Genomic DNA, 19,950 nt, shown 5'->3' with positions numbered 1-19,950 from the left:
CGGCGTGACGGGTATGCCGAACCGGTGACCGGCATCTCGCGTCGAGCGTTGGGACGGATGGCGGCCGGCGCCGGCGTGCTCGGTTCCGTCGGGTGGGCGCAGGGCTGCGCGGAACCGGCTACCGAGCACGGCCAGTCCAGCGGACCGCCGCCTTCGCCGGGCAAGGGCGTGGGCTTCGTCCTCTCCCACGAGCAGTTCCGCACCGACCAGCTGGTGGCACAGGCTCAGGCGGCCGAACACGCCGGCTTCCAACACGTATGGGCCAGCGACCACATCCAGCCGTGGCAGGACAACGAAGGCCACGCCATGTTTCCGTGGCTGACACTGGCCCTAGTCGGCAGCGCCACCAGCCACGTGTCGTTCGGCACCGGGGTGACCTGTCCGACCTACCGCTACCACCCCGCGACGGTGGCGCACGCGTTCGCGTCGCTGGCGATCCTTTATCCCGGCAGGGTGTTTCTGGGTGTGGGCACCGGTGAACGGCTCAACGAACAGGCCACCACGAACACCTACGGCAACTACGCCGAGCGTCACGACAGGCTGGCCGAAGCGGTACAGCTGATCCGCCAACTGTGGAGCGGTTCGCGAATCTCCTTCGCCGGCCGGTATTTTCAGATGAATTCGCTGAAACTCTACGATGTTCCGCCGACGCCCCCACCGATCTTCGTCGCGGCCGCCGGCCCGAAGAGCGCGAAACTGGCCGGACAGTACGGTGACGGCTGGATCACGCAGGCGAACGATATTACGAATCCAAAACTGTTGGCCGCCTTCGGTGCGGGCGCCCAGGCCGTCGGTCGTGACGTGGCCACCCTCGGCAAACGCGCCGAACTGTTCGCGGTCGTCGGCGACAACGCCGTCGCGGCCAGGGCCGCCACGCTGTGGCGTTTCACCGCCGGGGCCGTCGATCAGCCCAATCCCGTCGAGATCCAGCGCGCGGCCGAGTCAAACCCCATCGACAAGGTGCTGGCGGGCTGGACCGTCGGCACCGACCCGGCTCGCCACATCGAGGCCGTCCAGGGGATCCTCGACGCCGGCGCGGTCCCGTTTCTGCACTTTCCGCAAGACGATCCCGGTGTGGCTATCGAGTTCTACCGCGCCAACGTCTTGCCGAAGTTGCGCTGACCGGACCCGGGCCGCCCACCGTTTCGGCGCCGCCGCCCCGGGTATCCGCACGCAACTTCGACTAGCAGCCCCACCCGGAAGGCAACGCATGGATGCAATCACTTTTCTTCGTCAGGACCACAAGAGCGTGCTCGGTTTGTTGGAGACGCTCGACGGCGCGCCGTCGGGCGAGGGCGCCCAGGCGAGCGGTCTGGAAACGATGGTGAACAACCTCGTCATCGCCGAATCGCAGCACGAAGCCATTGAAGAGCAGTTCTTTTGGCCCGCGGTGCGCGACGCGATCGGCGACGGCCTCGTCGACAAGGCCCTCGAGCAGGAGCAGGCCGGAAAGAAGCTGCTGCAGCGCCTCGAGGACGGTAAGCCGGGTGATCCGGATTACCACGAAGCGTTGCAAGAGTTCGTCAAGGCGGGTCGGGAGCACATCGCCTACGAGCAGGACGAGGTCTGGCCGCAGGTCGAAAGCGTGCTCAGCCGTGAGGATTTGGAGAAGATCGGCGAAAAGCTGGAGGCGGCGAAGAAGATCGCCCCTACCCGGCCGCACCCCGATACCCCACCCAACCCGGCCGTACTGAAAACGATGGGCATGGGGGCTGCAATCGTCGACCACCTCCGCGACGCCGTGACCGGCCGCGGCGAGGACAACCCGCCGGATCCGCAGATGCACTGACAACATGGGAAGGGCCGGGCGCCAGGCAAGCAGGGCCCGGCCCTTCCCATGTCCAATTAGCCGGTGGGAACGTGTTGTTCGTGGGTGAAGGGCTTCTCGGCGTTGACCGCCGGCGAGCCCTGCGGGTTCACCTTGGCGCCGGTGTTCTTGCGGGTGGTGCCGCCCAGCCATTGTTCTTCGGGCTTTTCGACGTACTCCCATTCCGTGCCCTCGGGCCAGGGGCCCTGCCCTTGGTTCCACGGGCCGCGGATGGACTCGCCACCGCCGTTGGACATGTTGAACGCCACGTTCTGGAACCGCGGGTCGCCCGGCAGCTGCCCCGGCGGGAAGTTCACCGGGAGCTCATTGAGCGCCGCTGTGAACTGCTGATAGTGCGCCACCTCGCGCGTCATCAGGAACGTCAAGGTGTCCTGCACGCCGGGGTCGTCGGTGAACTGCTTGAGGTATTCGTAGACGATCTTGGCGCGCGATTCCGCCGCGACGTTGTTGCGCAGATCCACGGTCGGGTCGCCGTTGGCATCGATGTAGGCGCCGGTCCAGTTGTTTCCCCCGGAGTCCTTGACATCCGGGCCACCGCCGCTGAGCACGAGAAACAACGGATTGACCGCAACCGAGTGGATGAGACCGTCCCGGCCGCCACCATTTGCCGCCACCGCCGGCATCCAGTCGCATTTTTCATTGGCAATCTTGAGGTTGTCGTTGAGCCCGTCGAGCAACATCGTGATCATCGATCCGACCATTTCGAGGTGGCTGAGCTCCTCGGTCGCGATATCCATGAACAGGTCATACATTTTCGGGTTTTTCTGCCGCAGCACGAACGCCTGGGTGAAGTACTGCAGCGCCGCGGTGAGTTCGCCGTTGGCTCCGCCGAACTGGTCCATCAGCAGCGACGCGAACCGAGGATCGGGTCGATCGACACGAACCTCGAATTGAAGATCTTTGTTGTGCACAAACACTGGTGTCTCCCTTGGGGGGTCGAGATCGGGTTGTCGACGCCGGATACCCGGGGCCTTTTGCGCCAAACTCGGGGGACAGCAAATTTCTGGGCCGCGAGGGTGACGGCTTCGATGACATCGTGCAGAATGCGCCCCTATGGAGTCTTTAGACCCAACCTCACGGCACGAGCTGGCTACGCGCATGGCCCAGCTCGCCCGTGAGATCGCCACGCCACGCTCGCTCGACCGGGTCCTCGCCGATGTGACCACCGCGGCGGTGGAGCTGATACCGGCCACGGACATCGCGGGAGTGCTGCTGCTCAAGGGGGGCGGCGAGTTCGAATCGGTCGCGGACACCGACAGTTTGGTGGCGCAGCTCGACAAGCTCCAGAACGACTTCGGCGAGGGCCCCTGTCACGACGCCGCCCTCAAAGAAACGATCGTGCGCACCGACGACCTCCGTGACGAACCGCGCTGGCCTCGCTACGCGCCGGCCGCCGTGGATCACGGGGTGCTCAGCAGCCTCTCGTTCAAGCTGTACACCGCCGAGCGCACCGCCGGCGCCCTCAACCTGTTCAGTTTCCGGGCCAATGTGTGGGACACCGAAGCCGAGACCATCGGATCCGTGTTCGCCGCCCATGCCGCCTCGGCGATCATGGCCGGACGGCACGGCCGGCAGATGCAATCGGCCCTGTCCACACGAGACCGCATCGGCCAGGCCAAGGGCATCATCATGGAGCGCTACGGCGTCGACGATGTGCGGGCCTTCGAGTTGCTGCGCCGGCTTTCCCAGGAAAGCCAGACCAAACTCATCGATGTCGCCCAGCGCGTGATCGATACGCGCAGCGCCGACTGAACCTCCGCCGTCTCGCTCTAGGATGGGGTGGCTTCATCAGCGAGGCCGGCGCGGCGTTGCGCCGGGGATTGGTTGGCCACGGTGTGGGACTTCGAAACAGACCCCGAATACCAGGCAAAGCTGGACTGGGTCGAAAAATTCATGGCCGATGAGCTGGAACCGCTCGACCTGGTCGCGCTCGACCCGTACGACAAGAAGAACGCCGAGATGATGGCCATCCTGCGGCCCCTGCAGCAGCAGGTGAAGGATCAGGGGTTGTGGGCCGCACACCTGCGTCCGGAGTTGGGCGGCCAGGGCTTCGGTCAGGTCAAGCTGGCGCTGCTCAACGAAATCCTGGGCCGCTCACGCTGGGCTCCGTCGGTGTTCGGCTGTCAGGCACCGGATTCCGGCAACGCCGAGATCCTCGCCCTGTTCGGCACCGACGAGCAGAAGGCCCGCTACCTGCAGCCGCTGCTGGACGGCGAAATCACCTCCTGCTACTCGATGACCGAACCGCAAGGCGGTTCTGACCCAGGCCAATTCGTCACCGCCGCAACCCGAGACGGCGACTACTGGGTGATCAACGGGGAGAAGTGGTTCTCCACCAACGCCAAGCACGCGTCGTTCTTCATCGTCATGGCGGTCACGAATGCCGAGGCCCGCACCTACGACAAGATGTCGCTGTTCATCGTTCCGGCCGAAACGCCCGGCATCGAGATCGTGCGCAATGTCGGTGTCGGAGCCGAATCATCGCAGCGGGCCACCCACGGCTACGTCCGCTACAACGACGTCCGGGTGCCCGCCGATCATGTGCTCGGCGGCGAGGGGCAGGCGTTCATGATCGCGCAGACCCGTCTGGGTGGCGGGCGGATCCACCACGCCATGCGGACGATTGCCTTGGCCCGCAGCGCCTTTGACATGATGTGTGAGCGTGCGGTGTCACGCAAGACCCGGCACGGCCGGCTGGCCGATTTCCAGATGACCCAGGAGAAGATCGCCGACAGCTGGATCCAGATCGAGCAGTTCCGTCTACTGGTGCTGCGCACCGCGTGGTTGATCGACAAGCACCACGACTACCAGAAGGTGCGCCGCGACATCGCGGCGGTGAAAGTGGCCATGCCCCAGGTGCTGCACGACGTCGCGCAGCGGGCCATGCATCTGCACGGCGCGCTCGGCGTCTCCGATGAGATGCCGTTCGTCAAGATGCTGGTGGCCGCCGAGTCGCTGGGTATCGCCGACGGCGCCACCGAACTGCACAAGATGACGGTCGCCCGCCGGACCCTGCGCGAATACGAGCCGGTGACAACGCCTTTCCCGTCAGCTCACATACCGACCCGACGGGCCGAAGCGCAGGCGCGCCTGGCCGAGCGGCTCGAACACGCCGTCGCCGAGTTCTAAGACGCCCAACGCTTCAGGCGACGAACCGCACGACGCTTTCGGCCACGCACGCCGGCTTGGGCGACCCTTCGATCTCGACGGTGGTCGAGATGGTCGCCTGCACGGCGCCGTTACCCACGTCGTCGACGCTGACCAACGAACTCTGGGCGCGCACCCGGGAGCCGACCGGGACCGGCGCGGGAAAGCGAACCTTGTTGAGGCCGTAGTTGATTGCGAGCTTGATGCCGTTGACGGTGTAGATCTGGTGCTGCAGCCGCGGCAGCAGAGCCAAGGTCATGAAGCCGTGGGCGATGGTCGTGCCGAACGGACCCGCCGCGGCCCGTTCCGGGTCGACGTGGATCCACTGGTGATCGCCGGTCGCATCGGCGAACAGGTTGACGTCTTCCTGGGTGACGGTGACCCAGTCGCTGTGACCGAGGGCTTCGCCCGCGGCGGCGGCGAGTTCGCTGACTGATTCGAAGGTGCGCATTGGCGGGTTCTCCTTTATTTCGGCTGCCAACAATAGCGCCGGGGCCCGATGCCGGCGCCAGACGGTCGCCGTTTCATCCGAGCCGTCCGGGGAACCCCCCTGCCAACTCCGCCTCCACAGAAAAGGAAGCCACCATGCCAGATCACAAGGGCCACAAGGCCGAGGAAGACGTGGACGCTGAGACCCACCAGACTCAGTCCCGCGCCGCCGCGGGCGAGGAAGATGGCTCGTACGTGGGCGCGGCGGGCTCCGACGATTCTTTCGACGCCGGCGAGTCGGGCGCCGAAGCCCGCAGCCAAGACGGCTAGCGCCGCACTCGATCGGCCATAGCGGTGGCGCTTGGCAGTCGGCTAGCCGAGCGCACCGATCGCCGCCTGCAGCTTGGCCGTGGCCTGGTCGGCGACGTCCTGCAAGGCCCCGGCCTCGCCCGTCACCTTGACCATGAGTTGGGGATCCATCGCCTCGACCAGGACGGCGTCGCCGTCGGGGTCGGATCGCACCACCACGTTGCACGGCAGCAACTGGCCGATCTGGCGGTGGATGCCCAGCGCGCGATGCGCCAGCACCGGGTTGCAGGCACCGAGGATCAGGTAGTTCTCCATGTCCTCCCCGAGCTTCTGTTTCAGCGTGGCCTTCACGTCGATCGTGGTCAGCACGCCGAAACCCTGATCGGCCAGTGCCTTCGTCGTCCGATCCACCGCGTCCTCGAACGAGGTGTGCAGCGTAGTGCTCAATCCTGACGTCATGTGTTCCTCCTCTTTCCGGCGTTGCGCCACTGCCTAGAAGTTCACCGCTGCCGGCTAGGCCTCGGTGCGTGGCCGCTGCAGCTGGGTGAACTGCGGAATGGCGGCCAGGGCGGCCAGCGCGTCGAACAGCGCGACCGCGGCGTCGGCGTCGGGCAGCCCTGTCAGGACCGGCCCGAAGAACGTGTGCTCGCCGATGCGCAGGATCGGGCTGCCGCCGGTTTCACCCAGTGCATCCTGCCCCTCCTGGTGTGCGCTCCTGACGATGTCGTCCAGTGCCGCATCGGAAACGGCGGCCGGCGCGACGTCACGAAGGTTCGCCGCGCTCAACACGTCGGCTATCAGCGAGTCGGTAAGGGGTTGCGAACGGTCGAAGTATCGCTCGCCGAAGGCGAAATACGCGGCGGTGAACCCGGCGCTGCCGTGCTCGCGGGCGATGGCGGCCATCAGCCGGCCGAGCTGCTGCGAGGCACGCATCCGGTCCTGGTGCGCGGGCGACATTTCGCGGCCCTCGTTGAGGACGGCCAAGTTCATCAGCCGCCAATCGACGGCCAGCCCGTGCTTCTCGGCGGCGGAGCGCAGCCACCGTGCGGTGTTCCACGTGAAGGGACACACCGGGTCGAGCCACAGGGTCACCCCCGGTGCGGTCGAGTCGCTCTGTGCCGCAGACATTTTCCCTCCGTTCGTCGTGGCCGGGCGATCACGCCAGGCTCAAAAACAGCTTCTCCAGTTCGTCGATCGACAGGGCCGGCCGTTCCTGCGACGTCGTGATGCAGTCCCGCAGTCCGGACGCGATGATCTTGAAACCCGCGCGGTCCAGGGCTTTGGATACCGCGGCCAACTGGGTGACGACGTCTTTGCAGCTGCGTCCCTGCTCGATCATCGAGATGACGCCGCCGAGCTGTCCCTGCGCCCGACGCAACCGGACGAGGACGGCATCGATGTCGCCCTGGTTATGTCTGGCGATGTCGCGGTCCAGCGGAGAACCGCCTTGAACTTCGTTTGCCATAGTTTCTTCATACCATACCCCGAGGGGTATATCCACGCCGTGGCTGATACCCTAGGGGGTATGGTATTACTTGATTAGGTTCCAAACCAGACTGCGGTTACCCGATCACGCGACCAAGCGCGATGCATAGGCGCCGCCGACCAGGCGCGGGCCAAATGGCTCTGTCGCGTGTGGTGCCCCAGGTCGAGACTTCCTACCAGAAAGACCAGGTCGCGAAGGGAAGGAAACGTCAATGTCCACGCTTGTCAAACGGGCATGGGTGCCGCTTGTCGTCGTAGCGGCGGTTGCCCTCGGCGGCATCGCCGTCGACCGGCTCCGCGGTGTTTTCGGCTCCGAGGCGATCTTCACCACGACCGGCACCAGCGCCGAGCCGCTCGAAGCCACGCACGTCAAGCGGGTGACCTATGAGGTCTACGGGCCCAGCGGCACAACCGGAAGCGTGAACTACCTCGACAACAACGCACAGCCGAAGCAGGTCGACTTCACCGCGCTGCCGTGGACGCTCACCATCACCACCACCGTGCCCGCAGTGATCGCCAGCCTGGTGGCGCAGGGCAGCGGCAATGACATCGGGTGCCGCATCACCGTCAACGGCGAGCTCAAGGACGAGCGATCCTCGGCCGGGCGTCATGCCCAAACCTCCTGTCTGGTGAAGGCCGCATGAACACCAACAACGACAATCATCCGAAATTCATGCGGTTCGTCCGCAGGTTCGCCGTCCCCATCCTGCTGGGATGGCTGCTCCTGACGGTGGCCCTCAACGTGTTCGTGCCGCCGATCGAGTCGGTCGCACGAAACCACGCGGTGACCATGTCGCCGCAAGATGCGCCCGCAATGATCGCCGCCAAACACATCGGCGCAACCTTTCACGAGTCGGACTCTGACAGCATCGCGATGATCGTCCTGGAGAACAGCAGTCCACTCGGCGACGAGGCGCGTCGCTTCTACGACGGCCTGGTGAAGAAACTGCAGGCCGATCCCAAACACGTGCAGCATGTCCAAAACGTATGGGGGGACCCACTTACCGCCGCCGGCGTCCAGAGCCGGGACGGCAAAGCCGCCTACGTCCAGCTCAACCTGGCGGGCAATCAGGGCAGCACCGCAGGCAACGAATCCGTGAAAGCCGTCCGCGAGATCGTCGACAGCTCAAATCCGCCCAAGGGGCTCAAGGTATACGTCACGGGACCCGCGGCGCTGACCACCGACATGAACGAAGCCGCCGATAAAAGCATGTTCAAGATGATGGGCGTGACCGGCCTGGTCATCATGATCATGCTGTTCATCGCCTATCGTTCGATCAGCACGGTGCTTCTGGTTCTCGTCATGGTTGGTTTCGAAATGGGCACGGCCAGAGGGCTGGTCGCGCTCCTCGGGAACTCCGGCCTACTGGGCTTCTCGACGTTCGTCGTTGCGATGTTGTCTTCGTTGGCGATCGCGGCGGGAACCGATTACGCGATCTTTCTCGTCGGGCGCTATCAAGAGGCGCGTCAGGCCGGTGAAGATCGAGAAACCGCCTACTACACGATGTTTCGCGGGACCTACCACATCATCTTGGGCTCGGGGTTGACGATCGCCGGTGCTACGTTCTGCCTGTACTTGGCACGCCTCGCGTATTTCAAGGCGCTCGGCATCCCGTCAGCGCTGGGCCTGCTTGTCGTTGTGGCGGGGGCGATGACGGCGGCGCCCGCAGTCGTCGCGGTGGCCACCCGATTCGGCTTGCTCGACCCCCGACGCATGATCAAGACGCGCGGCTGGCGGCGGATCGGCACCGCCTCTGTTCGCTGGCCCGGTGCGGTGTTCGCGACCTCGCTCGTCATAGCCATCGTCGGCATCCTGATCATGCCGAGCATGAAGGTCAGCTACAACGATCGCTTCTACATACCGCGTGGCCTGCCGTCGAACGTCGGATATGCCGCGGCCGAGCGCCATTTCAGCGCCGCCACCATGAATCCCGACATCCTGATGGTCGAAAGCGATCACGACATGCGTAACAGCGGCGACATGATCATGCTGGACCGGATCGCCAAGAACGTCTTCGCATCACCTGGAATCGCGATGGTGCAGAGCATCACCCGGCCGTTAGGCGGTCCGATCGAGCATACGTCCATCCCGTTTCAGGTCAGCGCGCAAGCGATTCCGATCCGGCAGAACATTCAGTTCATGAAGGACCGCACCGATGACATGCAGAAGATGGGTGATGACCTCGGCGCCATGATCGTCTCGATGCGGCGGATGCAGGGCCTGCTCGGACAGATGGGCGGCACGACGCATCAGATGGTCGGCGATATGCACGAGATGCAGACCACGCTGAACGAGATGCGCGATCATCTGGCGGACTTCGATGATTTCGCGCGACCGTTCCGCAACTATCTGTATTGGGAGCAGCATTGCTTCAACATCCCGGTGTGCTGGGCCTCGAGATCGGTCTTCGAAGCGATCGACGGCGTGGACAAATTCAGCGAGAACATGACCACGCTGATCAAGGACGTGAACAACGTCGACGCCATACTGCCCGAGATGCTGACCGAGTTTCCGCCGATCATCGCCGTCGCCCAATCGATGCAGGGGACGCTACTTACGATGCACAGCAGCTTCTCCGGCCTGATCACGCAAATGGAGCAGATGACCGACATGGCGAGCGCGATGGGACAGGCCTTCGACGCCTCCCGCAGTGGCGACTACTTCTACCTGCCGCCAGAAGCATTCCAGAATCCCGACTTTCAGCGCGGTCTTAAACTTTTCCTGTCGCCCGATGGGAAGGCCGCGCGCTTCATCATCACCCACGAGGTGGATCCTGCGACACCGGCTGGCATCTCCGCGGTCATGCCGGAGCTGACCGCCGCGCATCAAGCGGTGAAGGGGACCACCCTGACCGGCGCCAAGTTCTACCTCGCCGGGACCGCGGCCATCTACCGCGACATCCAATCGGGCTCCCATTACGACCTGCTGATCGTGGGGCTAGCGGCGCTGACGCTGATCTTCGTCGTGATGCTGATCATCACCCGCGCATTAGTCGCCTCCCTGGTGATCGTCGGCACGGTGCTGCTGTCGCTGGGCGCTGCCTTCGGTCTCTCTGTCCTGGTGTGGCAACACCTCTTCGGCCTCGAATTGAATTGGATCGCGCCGGTGTTCGGGTTGATCATCCTGCTGGCGGTCGGATCCGATTACAACCTGCTGCTGGTCTCGCGGTTCCAGGAAGAGATCGGCGCGGGCGTGAAGACCGGCATCATCCGCTCGATGGGCGAAACTGGTGGAGTCGTCACGTCGGCGGGCCTGGTGTTCGCCTTCACGATGATGTCGATGGTCGCCAGCGATCTGCGCTCGATCGGCCAGGCCGGCAGCACGATTGGTCTCGGGCTGCTTTTCGACACGCTGATTGTGCGCTCGCTGATGACACCGTCGATCGCGGCCCTGCTCGGGCGCTGGTTCTGGTGGCCGATGCGGGTGCGGTTGCGGCCCGCCAGCTCCATGCTCCGGCCCTTCGGTCCGCGTCGCCTCGTTCGGTCGCTTCTACTGGGTGAGGCGCCGGACGGGGCATATGGCGAACCCGGTGGGGCCCTGGCTCCGTCACGGAGGTGATGATCGCAGGCGCAGGATGGTGCTGTGAGGCTCCTGCTGATTGCCGACACCCACATCCCCAAGCGCGCCCGCGACCTGCCGGCGCCGGTGTGGGACGCGGTGGCCGCGGCCGACGTCGTCGTGCACGCGGGCGACTGGATAGCGCCGGAATTCCTCGATGAGCTCGAGGCCCGAGCGGCCAGGCTGGTCGGGTGCTGGGGCAACAACGACGGCCCGGCGATACGGGCGCGACTGCCCGAACGCGCCGATGTGACCCTGGCCGGGGTGCGGTTGACGGTCGTGCACGAGACCGGCGCCACCACCGGACGCGAGACGCGCATGTCGCGGCTCTATCCCGACACCGAGGTGCTGGTCTTCGGGCACAGCCACATCCCGTGGGACACCACCACCGAAACCGGGTTGCGACTGCTCAATCCCGGGTCGCCGACGGACCGCCGCCGCCAGCCGTTCTGCACCTACATGACGGCCCGCGTCGACGCCGGCGCGCTGACCGACGTCGAGCTGCATCGTCTGCCCAGGTAACGGGTACATACCTGCTACATAGCTTCCCCACATAGATAGCTCGGCTACAGAGGTACTATGGGTGCATATGAAATCACGCACCGATGTGGCGGGCGAGCTGTTCGGCGTGGTCGGCAGGTTCCGCCGGCAACTCCGCCGGTCGGTCGGTCACGGGTTCGATTCGTCACGGCTGTCCGAGTCGCAGTCGGAGCTGTTGTGGCTGGTCGGCCGGCGGCCGGGGATCTCGGTCAGCGCCGCGGCCGCCGAGCTGGGGTTGGTGCCCAACACCGCCTCCACCCTGGTCACCAAGCTGGTGTCGAGCGGTCTGCTGGTGCGGACGGCCGGCGACAGCGATCGCCGGGTGTGCCAGCTGCGGCTCGCCGAGCCCGCTCAGCAGGTCGTCGACGCATCCCGCGCCACCCGGCGGGCATTGCTGTCCGAGGTGATCGACGAGCTTGACGACGACCAAATCGAGGCTTTGACAAAAGGATTGGAGGTCCTCGACACGATGACCCGGACAATGAGAGAGCGGCGACCATGAGCGGATCGCTGCCGATGGCGGTCGACGCCAGGAACGTGACCTACCGGTACGGCCAGTTCACCGCCGTCGATGACGTGACACTGCAGGTACGGCCCGGTGAAACCATGGGCCTGCTGGGGCCCAACGGCGCCGGCAAGACGACCATGGTCCGGATGCTGACCACGCTGACCCCGGTCCAGCATGGCGAACTGCGCATTTTCGGGATGGACGCCCGCCGTCAAACCACCGACATCAGAAGCAATATCGGCTATGTGCCCCAACAGCTTTCGATCGAGCCCGCATTGACCGGCAAGCAGAACGTGGCGTGGTTCGCGCGGCTGTACGGGGTGCCGCGCGCCGAGCGTGCCGACCGCGTCGACCAGGCGCTGGTCGCCATGGATCTCATCGACGTGGCCGACCGGCTGGCGTCGTCCTACTCCGGCGGCATGGTCCGGCGCCTCGAGGTGGCGCAGGCGTTGGTCAACCGCCCGTCGCTGCTGGTGCTCGACGAGCCGACTGTCGGGCTCGATCCCATCGCGCGTGACGGCGTGTGGGAACAAGTGCAGAAGATGCAGGCCGAGTTCGGCATGACGGTGCTGCTGACCACGCACTACATGGAGGAAGCCGACGCGTTGTGTGATCGGGTCGCGCTGATGCACCGCGGTCAACTGCGCGCCGTCGGCACGCCCGACAGGTTGAAGGCCAAGGTGTCTGCCAACGCCACGCTCGAGGATGTGTTCCGTCATTACGCGGCGTCGGGTCTGGCCGATGAGGCGGACCCCGCGGAAGCCAACGGGTCGATTCGTGAAATTCGTTCCAGCAGAAAGGTGGCGCGCCGTGTCGGTTGATAACGCCGGGGCCGCAACACTGCTTCGCGCACCGCACGGATGGCAACGGGCCGGCGCGTTGGCCAGCCGCATCGGAGCGTTCGCGATCGTCGAACTGCAGAAGCTGCAGCACGACCGGACCGAACTTCTCACCCGGATGGTGCAGCCCGCGCTGTGGCTGTTGATCTTCGGGACGACGTTCAGCCACCTCCATGTGATCCCCACCGGATCGGTGTCGTATCTGGCGTTCCTGGCACCGGGGATCATCGCCCAGTCGGCGCTGTTCATCTCCATTTTCTATGGGATACAGATCATTTGGGACCGCGACGCCGGCGTGCTGGCCAAGCTCATGGTGACGCCCGCGCCGGCCTCGGCGCTGATCACCGGCAAGGCGTTTGCGGCCGGGGTCCGTTCGGTGGCCCAGGTGGTGGGCGTGCTGGCGCTGGCGTACGTGATGGGTGTCGGCCTGACGGTCAATCCGTTGCGGATCGTGGCGGCGATGGCCATCGTCATGCTCGGCGCCGCCTTTTTCGCCTGTCTGTCCATGACGCTGGCCGGGTTGGTCCGCAGCCGTGACCGCCTGATGGGGATCGGGCAAGCGATCACGATGCCCTTGTTCTTCGCCTCCAACGCCCTGTATCCGGTCGACGTGATGCCGGCGTGGCTGCACGTGCTGAGCAAGGTCAACCCGCTCAGTTACGAGGTGAACGCGCTGCGCGCGCTGTTGATCGGCACCCCCTTCAACCCCGCGGACATTCTGGTGCTGGTGGTGGCCGCGGTGCTCGGAATCGTCACGGCGTCAACGCTTTTGCGTCGCTTGGTGGCCTGATCCGCCGGAAGGCGATAGCGCACGCGCTACCGGACCGCAAGGTGGGCGCATGATTCCGAAAGCCGATCGTGACCCGACCGTGACGATTTCCGCGCGAGGCCCAATCGTTAGCTAACCGCGATCTGACATCCCGGCCGCGACAAACGAATTCGGCCCTCCCGCTGTGTTTGACTCCCCGAGAACAGATTCGACCGCACCCTGCGGCAGATGAAAGTTGGGATGGGTAGAGAGCTATGTCGTTCTTCGAAAAGTTGCGTGGCGCAGCGGCTACCATGCCGCGCCGACTGGCGATCGCGGCTATGGGGGCCTCCCTGCTGTCCGGCCTTGCCGTTGCCTCTGGCGGCTCCCCCGTCGCGGGAGCCTTCTCCAAGGCGGGGCTTCCGGTTGAATACCTCGAGGTGCCGTCGCCGTCGATGGGCCGCAACATCAAGGTCCAGTTCCAGGGCGGCGGACCGCACGCCGTTTACCTGCTCGACGGCCTGCGCGCGCAGGACGATTACAACGGCTGGGACATCAACACCCCCGCCTTCGAGGAGTTCTACCAGTCCGGCCTGTCGGTGATCATGCCGGTCGGCGGCCAGTCCAGCTTCTACAGCAACTGGTACCAGCCGTCCTCGGGCAACGGGCAGAACTACACCTACAAGTGGGAGACCTTCCTGACCCAGGAGATGCCGCTGTGGATGCAGGCGAACAAGCAGGTCTCGCCGGCCGGCAACGCCGCGGTCGGGCTGTCGATGTCGGGCGGCTCCGCGCTGATCCTGGCGGCCTACTACCCGCAGCAGTTCCCCTACGCCGCGGCACTGTCGGGCTTCCTCAACCCGTCCGAGGGCTGGTGGCCAACCCTGATCGGGCTGGCGATGAACGACGCGGGCGGTTACAACGCCAACAGCATGTGGGGGCCGTCCAGCGACCCGGCGTGGAAGCGCAACGACCCGATGGTCCAGATTCCGCGACTGGTCGCCAACAACACCCGCATCTGGGTCTACTGCGGTAACGGCACGCCCAGCGACCTCGGCGGCGACAACATGCCGGCCAAGTTCTTGGAAGGCATGACGCTACGCACCAACGAGCAGTTCCAGAACAACTACGTGGCCGCGGGCGGACGCAACGGTGTGTTCAACTTCCCGGCCAACGGGACGCACTCGTGGCCCTACTGGAACCAGCAGTTGGTCGCGATGAAGCCCGACATCCTGCAAACCCTCAACACGGTCAACGCCGCACCGGTTAGCGCCCCCGCCGCTAGCCCTCCCGCGGCCTGAGGCCAAAAAGCCAGCATCGGCAGTAGCGCACCGGTCAGCGCTACTGCCGATGCTTTTTCCTCAGGCCTCCTTGAGCAGGGCCCGGCGGTCGGAGTGGAAGTACGTGTAGCCGGTGGTCAGCGCGCACACCACGGTGGCCACCACCAGCATCCACGTTCCGTTGACGAACAGGCTGATGAAGCCACCCGCGGCGGCGCCCAGCACCAGGCTGGCGAACAGCAGAAAGTAGCCCAGCCAATCCGCGGCCGTCCCACCCGCGATGTGGCGTTCGATGCCCTGACCCATCTTCACCAGCGTGCCGGTGACATAGCTCAGCGGAACCGACACCTCACCGTCCTTGACGAACGACGTGTTCAAGGCCCCAATCCCGAACGCCACCAACATGATCGGCGCGAAATCGAGCAGGTTCTCGGTCCAGCCCTCGTCGACGACGTCGACCGCGGTCGCCGCCGCCAAACTGAACGTCGTCAGCACCGTGGGCCCGTGCGGGTGCGCCACCCAGAAATGCCGCCGGCATACCGAAGCGATGATCACGCCCGCGACGAAGCACGCGATCAACACACCCGCCGAAATCGACAGCACCACGTCCCCGCGGAAGAACCCGAGCGCCGCCCGCTGGGCGTTGCCTGTCATAAAGGTCACAAAGTATCCGGCGGAATGCGTATAGGCGGTCGCCCCCAATATCCCGGCCAGCACGGCCAGGACCCACGACAACCGCGTTTCACTGTTGTTGATCTCGTTCGGCACACGCACATGCTGTCAGACAGTCGCGGCACGCGCAGCGCACGCGAGGCCGGGCCAGAGACGGCGACGCGCTAGGCGGCGGTGAGACGGGCGATGGAGCGCAACGGGATCGGCAACCAGGCCGGCCGGTGCCGGGCCTCGTAACCGGCCTCATAAACGGCCTTGTCGAGCTCGTAGGCCGCCAGCAGCTGCGCCGAATCGCGCGGATCCGTGCCGGAGGCGGCCGCGTAGCCGTCGCAGAACGCGGTGCGGTTGCGCTCGACCCACTCGCGGGCCCGGGCCGCCAACTGCTTGTCGTCGGCCTGGTCGACCAATGGCCCGTACGCGGCGTACTCGAACGAGCGCAGCACGCCGGCCACGTCGCGCAGCGCCGAGTCGGGTGCACGGCGTTCCTCGAGCGGCTGCCCGGGCTCGCCCTCGAAATCGATGAGCAGCCAGCGCTCCGGCGTGCGCAGCACCTGGCCCAGGTGCAGATCGCCGTGGACGCGCTGGACGGTGATCGTCTCGGTGACCAGCTTGGCGAACCGCTCCTCGATCGTCGCCGCGTGCTCCTCGAGCTCGGGTACCAGGGCCGCGGTCGCGGACAGCCGCGCCAGCACGTTGTCCACCGGAAATACGGCCTGCGAGGTGCCGAGGGTCTCGGCCAGGGTGGCGTGCACGGAAGCCACGGCCTCGCCAAGCCGGTAGGACTCTCCGGCGAAGTCGCCGCCGACCTCGTACGCGTACAGGTCGCCCTCGGCGAACAGGTCACGAACGCTGGCGGTGGCCATCGCCCAGCCCTCCGCTGAGTTGGCCGCGAATTCGGTGACCATGCCCAACGGCCACGCCGCGTCGGCGCCGCCGTCGCGGCCGGTCATCTCGTAGGTCCCCAGCAGCCGCGCGACGTGCGGGTTGCCGGCCCGGCCGAGGACGCGGTTCAGCTCGATGTCGGGGTTGATGCCGCTGCTGACGCGGCGGAACACCTTGAAGATGGCGTCGCGGTCGAAGATGACGCTGGTATTGGACTGCTCGGCGTCGGAGACGTGCGGCATCGCCTCCAGCGGGAGCTTTACGCCCGGCTCTTTGGCGAAGATCACCTCGGCGCCCGACGCGTCGCGCACGGCCGACGAGTCGATCAGGGAGAGCAGCAACCGCGGCGCCTCCGCGTCGTACATCGCGTCGAACCCGGTCCGGTCGTCGGCCGAACCGATGGTGGCGACGCTGCTGTACTCGGAGACCGGTGCGGCATCCCATCGCACGATCACCTGGTACCGGTGGCGTGAACCGTCGGCGTAGTCGGCGTCGACGAGGACCAGGTCGAGGTCGTCGTCGAGCGGGACGACAACACTGGACTCGGCGCGCGACAGTTGCCGGTTACGTCCGGCGTACCAACGTTGCTGTGGAAGCCACTCAGACCACGGCAGCTTGGCTGGCTGAGTCATTTGGGCCACTCCTCCTTATGCGCATCAGTCTGCCTCGTCGCGGGTCGCGGGGTCGTCATGCGTCCTCCGCGCATCCGGTCAGCTGGAACCAGTAGAAACCGTGTCCCGGCAGTGTCAGCAGGTAGGGCAGGTGGCCGATGCGCGGGAATTCCACGTGCCCGGTCAGCTCGACCGGCGTGCACCCGCTCCAGTGCTGCAGGTTCAATTCGATCGGCTGGGGAAAGCGGGAGAGGTTGTTGACGCACAGCACGGTGTCGCCGTCGTCGGATGCCTGCCGCACGAACGCCAGCACCGACGGGTTCGAGCCGCCGAGCTCTTCGAACGTTCCGATCGCGAAGGCCGTATGGCGGCGCCGCACCGCCAGCATGGTCCGGGTGAAGTTCAGCAGCGACGTGTTGGTGTCGCGCTGGGCCTCGACGTTCACCGCCTGATAGCCGTAGACGGAGTCCTGGCTGGGCGGCAGGTAGAGCCGCCCGGGATTCGCCTTGGAAAAGCCCGCGTTGCGGTCCGGCGTCCACTGCATCGGCGTGCGCACGCCGTCCCGGTCGCCGAGCCAGATCACGTCGCCCATGCCGATCTCGTCGCCGTAGTACAAGACCGGCGAGCCGGGCAGCGACAGCAGCAGCGCGGTGAACAGCTCGATCTGGTTGCGGTCGTTGTCCAGCAGCGGCGCCAACCGGCGGCGGATGCCGACGTTGGCCTTCATCCGCGGATCCTTGGCGTACTCGGAGTACATGTAGTCGCGCTCTTCGTCGGTGACCATTTCCAGCGTCAGCTCGTCGTGGTTACGCAGGAAGATCCCCCACTGGGCCATGTCCGGGATCTCGGGCGTCTGGGCCAGGATCTCCGAGATCGGAAAGCGAGATTCGCGGCGCACCGCCATGAAGATGCGCGGCATCAGCGGGAAATGAAATGCCATGTGGCATTCGTCACCGCCGGTGGTGGCGTCGCCGAAGTATTCGACGACGTCGGCCGGCCACTGGTTGGCCTCGGCCAGCAGCACCCGTCCCGGGAATTCGTCGTCGATGACCTTGCGCACGCGCTTGAGGAAGGCGTGGGTCTCGGGCAGGTTCTCGCAGTTGGTGCCCTCGCGTTCGAACAGGTAGGGCACGGCGTCGAGCCGGAACCCGTCGATGCCCAGCTCGAGCCAGAAGCGCAGCACGTCGATCATCGCTTCCTGCACGGCCGGGTTGTCGTAGTTCAGGTCCGGCTGATGCGAGAAGAACCGGTGCCAATAGAACTGCTTGCGCACCGGGTCGAACGTCCAGTTCGACTCTTCGGTGTCGATGAAGATGATCCGGGCGTCGGTGTAGCGCTCGCTGGTGTCGCTCCACACGTAGAAGTCGCCGTACGGGCCGTCGGGGTCGTGCCGCGACTCCTGAAACCACGGGTGGGAGTCGGACGTGTGGTTCATCACCAGGTCGGTGATGACCCGGATCCCGCGCTCGTGCGCGGCGTTGAGCAGCGCGACGAAACCCTCGACCGTCCCGAATTCGGGCAGCACCTTGTAGAAGTCCCGGATGTCATACCCGCCGTCGCGCAGGGGCGAGTCGTAGAAGGGCGGCAGCCAGATGCAGTCGATGCCCAACCACTGCAGGTAATCCAGTCGTTGCAGCAGCCCGCGCAGGTCACCGGACCCGTCCGCGTTGCCGTCCAGGAAGGCCCGCACCAGCACCTCGTAGAACACGGCGTGCTTGAACCACGTGGGGTCGGTGGGCAGCGCGGCGGCGTTGTTGAAATCCTCGGCGTCGGGGTGCTCGACGACGCCGTCCTGGACGTGACTGCCCCCCTCGGGATGGTGCTCGACAGCTTCTCTTGCGTCGTTCATCAAATCCACGATGCCACGGGTACCCTGGGCGCGACTTTCGGAATCACGCCCACACGCTTGTGACGAAACACGCCCGGTGACAAATGAATTGACTCCCCGCGGGGTCTCGCCGGCGTGGATGTCAGGCCGGCGGACCCTCCGCCAGTGTGATGTTCGCGGTGCGCTCACCGCCGTCGTTGGACCGGTAGTGCACCGTGATCGCGTCGCCGGGGTGATGCGGAACGAGCACCTCGGTCATGGACGTCGCCCCGGTGATCGCGACGTTGTCGACGCCGGTGATGACGTCGCCGGGCGCGATGCCGGCGGCGCCGGCGGGACCGGTGCTCACCACCCGCTGCACCCGCGCGCCGTTGCCGTTGTTGTCCATCACGCCCAGGCCGAGGAACGCGGTGGGACCGATGTGCACGGTGTTCGAGCCGGCGCCCGACCGGATCTGCCCGGCGACGCCCATCGCGCGTCCGATGGGGATGGCGAAGCCCTGACCGCCGGACATCTTGTAGCTGTCGGTGGCGGCGGTGTCCACGCCGATCACCTGACCGGCGTTGTTCACCAACGGCCCGCCGGAGTCACCGGGCTTGATCGGCGCGTCCGCCTGGATGAGGCCACCCAGGCTCTCCTGAGCGCCGGTCAGGGTGTCCGTCGCCGAGACGCTCTGGTTCAGTGCGACGACCTTGCCGGTCACCGCGTTGGGCGTGCCGCCCTGCCCATTGACGTTGCCGAGCGCGACGACGGGTTCTCCCACCGCGGCCTCGCCGCCGATCACGGCGGTGGGCAGGCCGGAGGCGCCGCGCAGTTGCAGCACCGCGATGTCCTGCGTGCGGTCATAGCCGACCACGTCGACGGCGTAGGTCTGCCCGTTGCCGACGTCGAATGCGCTGATGTCGGTGGCGCCGGAGATCACGTGGTTGTTGGTCAGGACGACGCCGTTGGGATCGATGACGATGCCCGTTCCGGCGCCCACCGCATTGTTGTAGCCGAACTTGGTGTCGATGTTGACCACCTGCGGCCCGACCTGACCCACCATCGCCGACGGATCCAGCGGCGACTGGGGACGATCGGTGTACCGATCCAGCGCCAGGTTCGACGGTGACGCCACCGCAGGCGCAAGGCCCACACCGGTTCCCAAGCCGAGGCCCAGCCCGACCACGGTCAGCGCGCTGACCAACCATGACCACCGGACGGCGCGGCGGTGCGATTTGCTCATCGGTGTCACCCTCCTGCTTTGCGGTAGAGAACAAACTGTCCCGGCCTCAAGCTCTTGGCG

General features: G+C 65.8%; 21 protein-coding genes. 12 read left to right on the top strand and 9 right to left on the bottom strand.

Going from position 1 to position 19,950, the window contains the following annotated elements; translation table 11 throughout:
- Positions 1-24: 24 nt before the first annotated feature.
- A complete protein-coding gene (locus DQP57_RS05615) occupies positions 25-1,122 on the top strand; it encodes a F420-dependent hydroxymycolic acid dehydrogenase (protein WP_112632057.1) in 1,098 nt (365 codons plus the stop codon).
- An 88-nt stretch (positions 1,123-1,210) separates the two neighbouring features.
- On the top strand, positions 1,211-1,789 hold the full coding sequence (locus DQP57_RS05610; RefSeq protein ID WP_112632056.1) for a hemerythrin domain-containing protein: 579 nt from the start codon (positions 1,211-1,213) through the stop codon (positions 1,787-1,789).
- Positions 1,790-1,845: 56 nt separating this feature from the next.
- Here DQP57_RS05610 and DQP57_RS05605 read toward each other — a convergent pair whose 3' ends face one another.
- Positions 1,846-2,745 carry a manganese catalase family protein gene (locus tag DQP57_RS05605; protein WP_112632055.1) on the bottom strand — a complete coding sequence of 300 codons (900 nt, stop codon included), beginning with the start codon at positions 2,743-2,745 and terminating at the stop codon, positions 1,846-1,848.
- A 136-nt stretch (positions 2,746-2,881) separates the two neighbouring features.
- Between DQP57_RS05605 and DQP57_RS05600 the strand changes: the two genes are divergently transcribed.
- Together DQP57_RS05600 and DQP57_RS05595 are read left to right on the top strand one after the other, a co-directional pair.
- Positions 2,882-3,580, top strand: a complete 699-nt coding sequence (locus tag DQP57_RS05600) for a GAF and ANTAR domain-containing protein (protein WP_112632054.1) — start codon at positions 2,882-2,884, stop codon at positions 3,578-3,580.
- An 81-nt stretch (positions 3,581-3,661) separates the two neighbouring features.
- Positions 3,662-4,957: an acyl-CoA dehydrogenase family protein gene (locus DQP57_RS05595; protein WP_165821755.1), complete on the top strand. Its 1,296-nt coding sequence runs from the start codon at positions 3,662-3,664 to the stop codon at positions 4,955-4,957.
- A 13-nt stretch (positions 4,958-4,970) separates the two neighbouring features.
- On the opposite strand, the gene DQP57_RS05590 is transcribed toward DQP57_RS05595, so the two are convergent.
- Positions 4,971-5,426, bottom strand: coding sequence for a MaoC family dehydratase (locus DQP57_RS05590; protein ID WP_112632052.1), 456 nt, complete (start codon positions 5,424-5,426; stop codon positions 4,971-4,973).
- A 134-nt stretch (positions 5,427-5,560) separates the two neighbouring features.
- Here DQP57_RS05590 and DQP57_RS26805 point away from each other — a divergent pair, with 134 nt between their 5' ends.
- Entirely contained in the window at positions 5,561-5,734 is a 174-nt protein-coding gene (locus tag DQP57_RS26805) for a hypothetical protein (protein WP_165821753.1), read from the top strand.
- A gap of 42 nt (positions 5,735-5,776) precedes the next feature.
- Here DQP57_RS26805 and DQP57_RS05585 read toward each other — a convergent pair whose 3' ends face one another.
- From DQP57_RS05585 to DQP57_RS05575, 3 genes are read right to left on the bottom strand one after another with little or no spacing between them, the layout of a single operon-like run.
- Complete coding sequence (locus tag DQP57_RS05585) at positions 5,777-6,172, bottom strand: DUF302 domain-containing protein (RefSeq protein WP_112632051.1); 396 nt, start codon at positions 6,170-6,172, stop codon at positions 5,777-5,779.
- Between the two features lie 54 nt (positions 6,173-6,226).
- Positions 6,227-6,841, bottom strand: a complete 615-nt coding sequence (locus DQP57_RS05580; protein ID WP_112632050.1) for a DsbA family protein — start codon at positions 6,839-6,841, stop codon at positions 6,227-6,229.
- Between the two features lie 28 nt (positions 6,842-6,869).
- The gene (locus DQP57_RS05575) at positions 6,870-7,178 is read right to left on the bottom strand and encodes a metal-sensitive transcriptional regulator (protein WP_112632049.1); all 309 of its coding nucleotides are present in this window, start codon (positions 7,176-7,178) and stop codon (positions 6,870-6,872) included.
- A 232-nt stretch (positions 7,179-7,410) separates the two neighbouring features.
- On the opposite strand from DQP57_RS05575, the gene DQP57_RS05570 reads away from it, so the two are divergent.
- From DQP57_RS05570 to ag85C, 7 genes are all read left to right on the top strand, one after another.
- The gene (locus DQP57_RS05570) at positions 7,411-7,842 is read left to right on the top strand and encodes an MmpS family transport accessory protein (RefSeq protein WP_112632048.1); all 432 of its coding nucleotides are present in this window, start codon (positions 7,411-7,413) and stop codon (positions 7,840-7,842) included.
- A complete protein-coding gene (locus DQP57_RS05565) occupies positions 7,839-10,757 on the top strand; it encodes an RND family transporter (protein WP_112632047.1) in 2,919 nt (972 codons plus the stop codon). The genes DQP57_RS05570 and DQP57_RS05565 overlap by 4 nt, the downstream gene beginning before the upstream one ends.
- A gap of 24 nt (positions 10,758-10,781) precedes the next feature.
- Entirely contained in the window at positions 10,782-11,279 is a 498-nt protein-coding gene (locus DQP57_RS05560) for a metallophosphoesterase family protein (RefSeq protein WP_112632046.1), read from the top strand.
- A 67-nt stretch (positions 11,280-11,346) separates the two neighbouring features.
- The gene (locus DQP57_RS05555) at positions 11,347-11,799 is read left to right on the top strand and encodes a MarR family winged helix-turn-helix transcriptional regulator (RefSeq protein WP_112632045.1); all 453 of its coding nucleotides are present in this window, start codon (positions 11,347-11,349) and stop codon (positions 11,797-11,799) included.
- Positions 11,796-12,626 carry an ATP-binding cassette domain-containing protein gene (locus tag DQP57_RS05550; protein ID WP_112632044.1) on the top strand — a complete coding sequence of 277 codons (831 nt, stop codon included), beginning with the start codon at positions 11,796-11,798 and terminating at the stop codon, positions 12,624-12,626. The genes DQP57_RS05555 and DQP57_RS05550 overlap by 4 nt, the downstream gene beginning before the upstream one ends.
- On the top strand, positions 12,616-13,434 hold the full coding sequence (locus tag DQP57_RS05545) for an ABC transporter permease (protein ID WP_112632043.1): 819 nt from the start codon (positions 12,616-12,618) through the stop codon (positions 13,432-13,434). The genes DQP57_RS05550 and DQP57_RS05545 overlap by 11 nt, the downstream gene beginning before the upstream one ends.
- A gap of 233 nt (positions 13,435-13,667) precedes the next feature.
- Positions 13,668-14,693 carry a diacylglycerol acyltransferase/mycolyltransferase Ag85C gene (ag85C, locus tag DQP57_RS05540; protein ID WP_112632042.1) on the top strand — a complete coding sequence of 342 codons (1,026 nt, stop codon included), beginning with the start codon at positions 13,668-13,670 and terminating at the stop codon, positions 14,691-14,693.
- Positions 14,694-14,753: 60 nt separating this feature from the next.
- Here ag85C and DQP57_RS05535 read toward each other — a convergent pair whose 3' ends face one another.
- The 4 genes from DQP57_RS05535 to DQP57_RS05520 all read right to left on the bottom strand — a co-directional run bounded on the left by DQP57_RS05535 (position 14,754) and on the right by DQP57_RS05520 (position 19,890).
- Complete coding sequence (locus DQP57_RS05535; RefSeq protein WP_112632041.1) at positions 14,754-15,440, bottom strand: YoaK family protein; 687 nt, start codon at positions 15,438-15,440, stop codon at positions 14,754-14,756.
- Positions 15,441-15,508: 68 nt separating this feature from the next.
- Positions 15,509-16,858, bottom strand: coding sequence for a maltokinase N-terminal cap-like domain-containing protein (locus DQP57_RS05530; protein WP_112632040.1), 1,350 nt, complete (start codon positions 16,856-16,858; stop codon positions 15,509-15,511).
- A 55-nt stretch (positions 16,859-16,913) separates the two neighbouring features.
- Entirely contained in the window at positions 16,914-18,686 is a 1,773-nt protein-coding gene (gene treS, locus DQP57_RS05525; protein WP_112632120.1) for a maltose alpha-D-glucosyltransferase, read from the bottom strand.
- A 121-nt stretch (positions 18,687-18,807) separates the two neighbouring features.
- Positions 18,808-19,890, bottom strand: a complete 1,083-nt coding sequence (locus DQP57_RS05520) for a S1C family serine protease (RefSeq protein ID WP_112632039.1) — start codon at positions 19,888-19,890, stop codon at positions 18,808-18,810.
- Positions 19,891-19,950: the final 60 nt, after the last annotated feature.

This window comes from Mycobacterium colombiense (genome assembly GCF_003284935.1).
GTDB classification, from domain to species: domain Bacteria; phylum Actinomycetota; class Actinomycetes; order Mycobacteriales; family Mycobacteriaceae; genus Mycobacterium; species Mycobacterium arosiense_A.
Note: the sequence above shows the minus strand (reverse complement) of the source record. Positions and strands in the feature narration are given on the sequence as shown.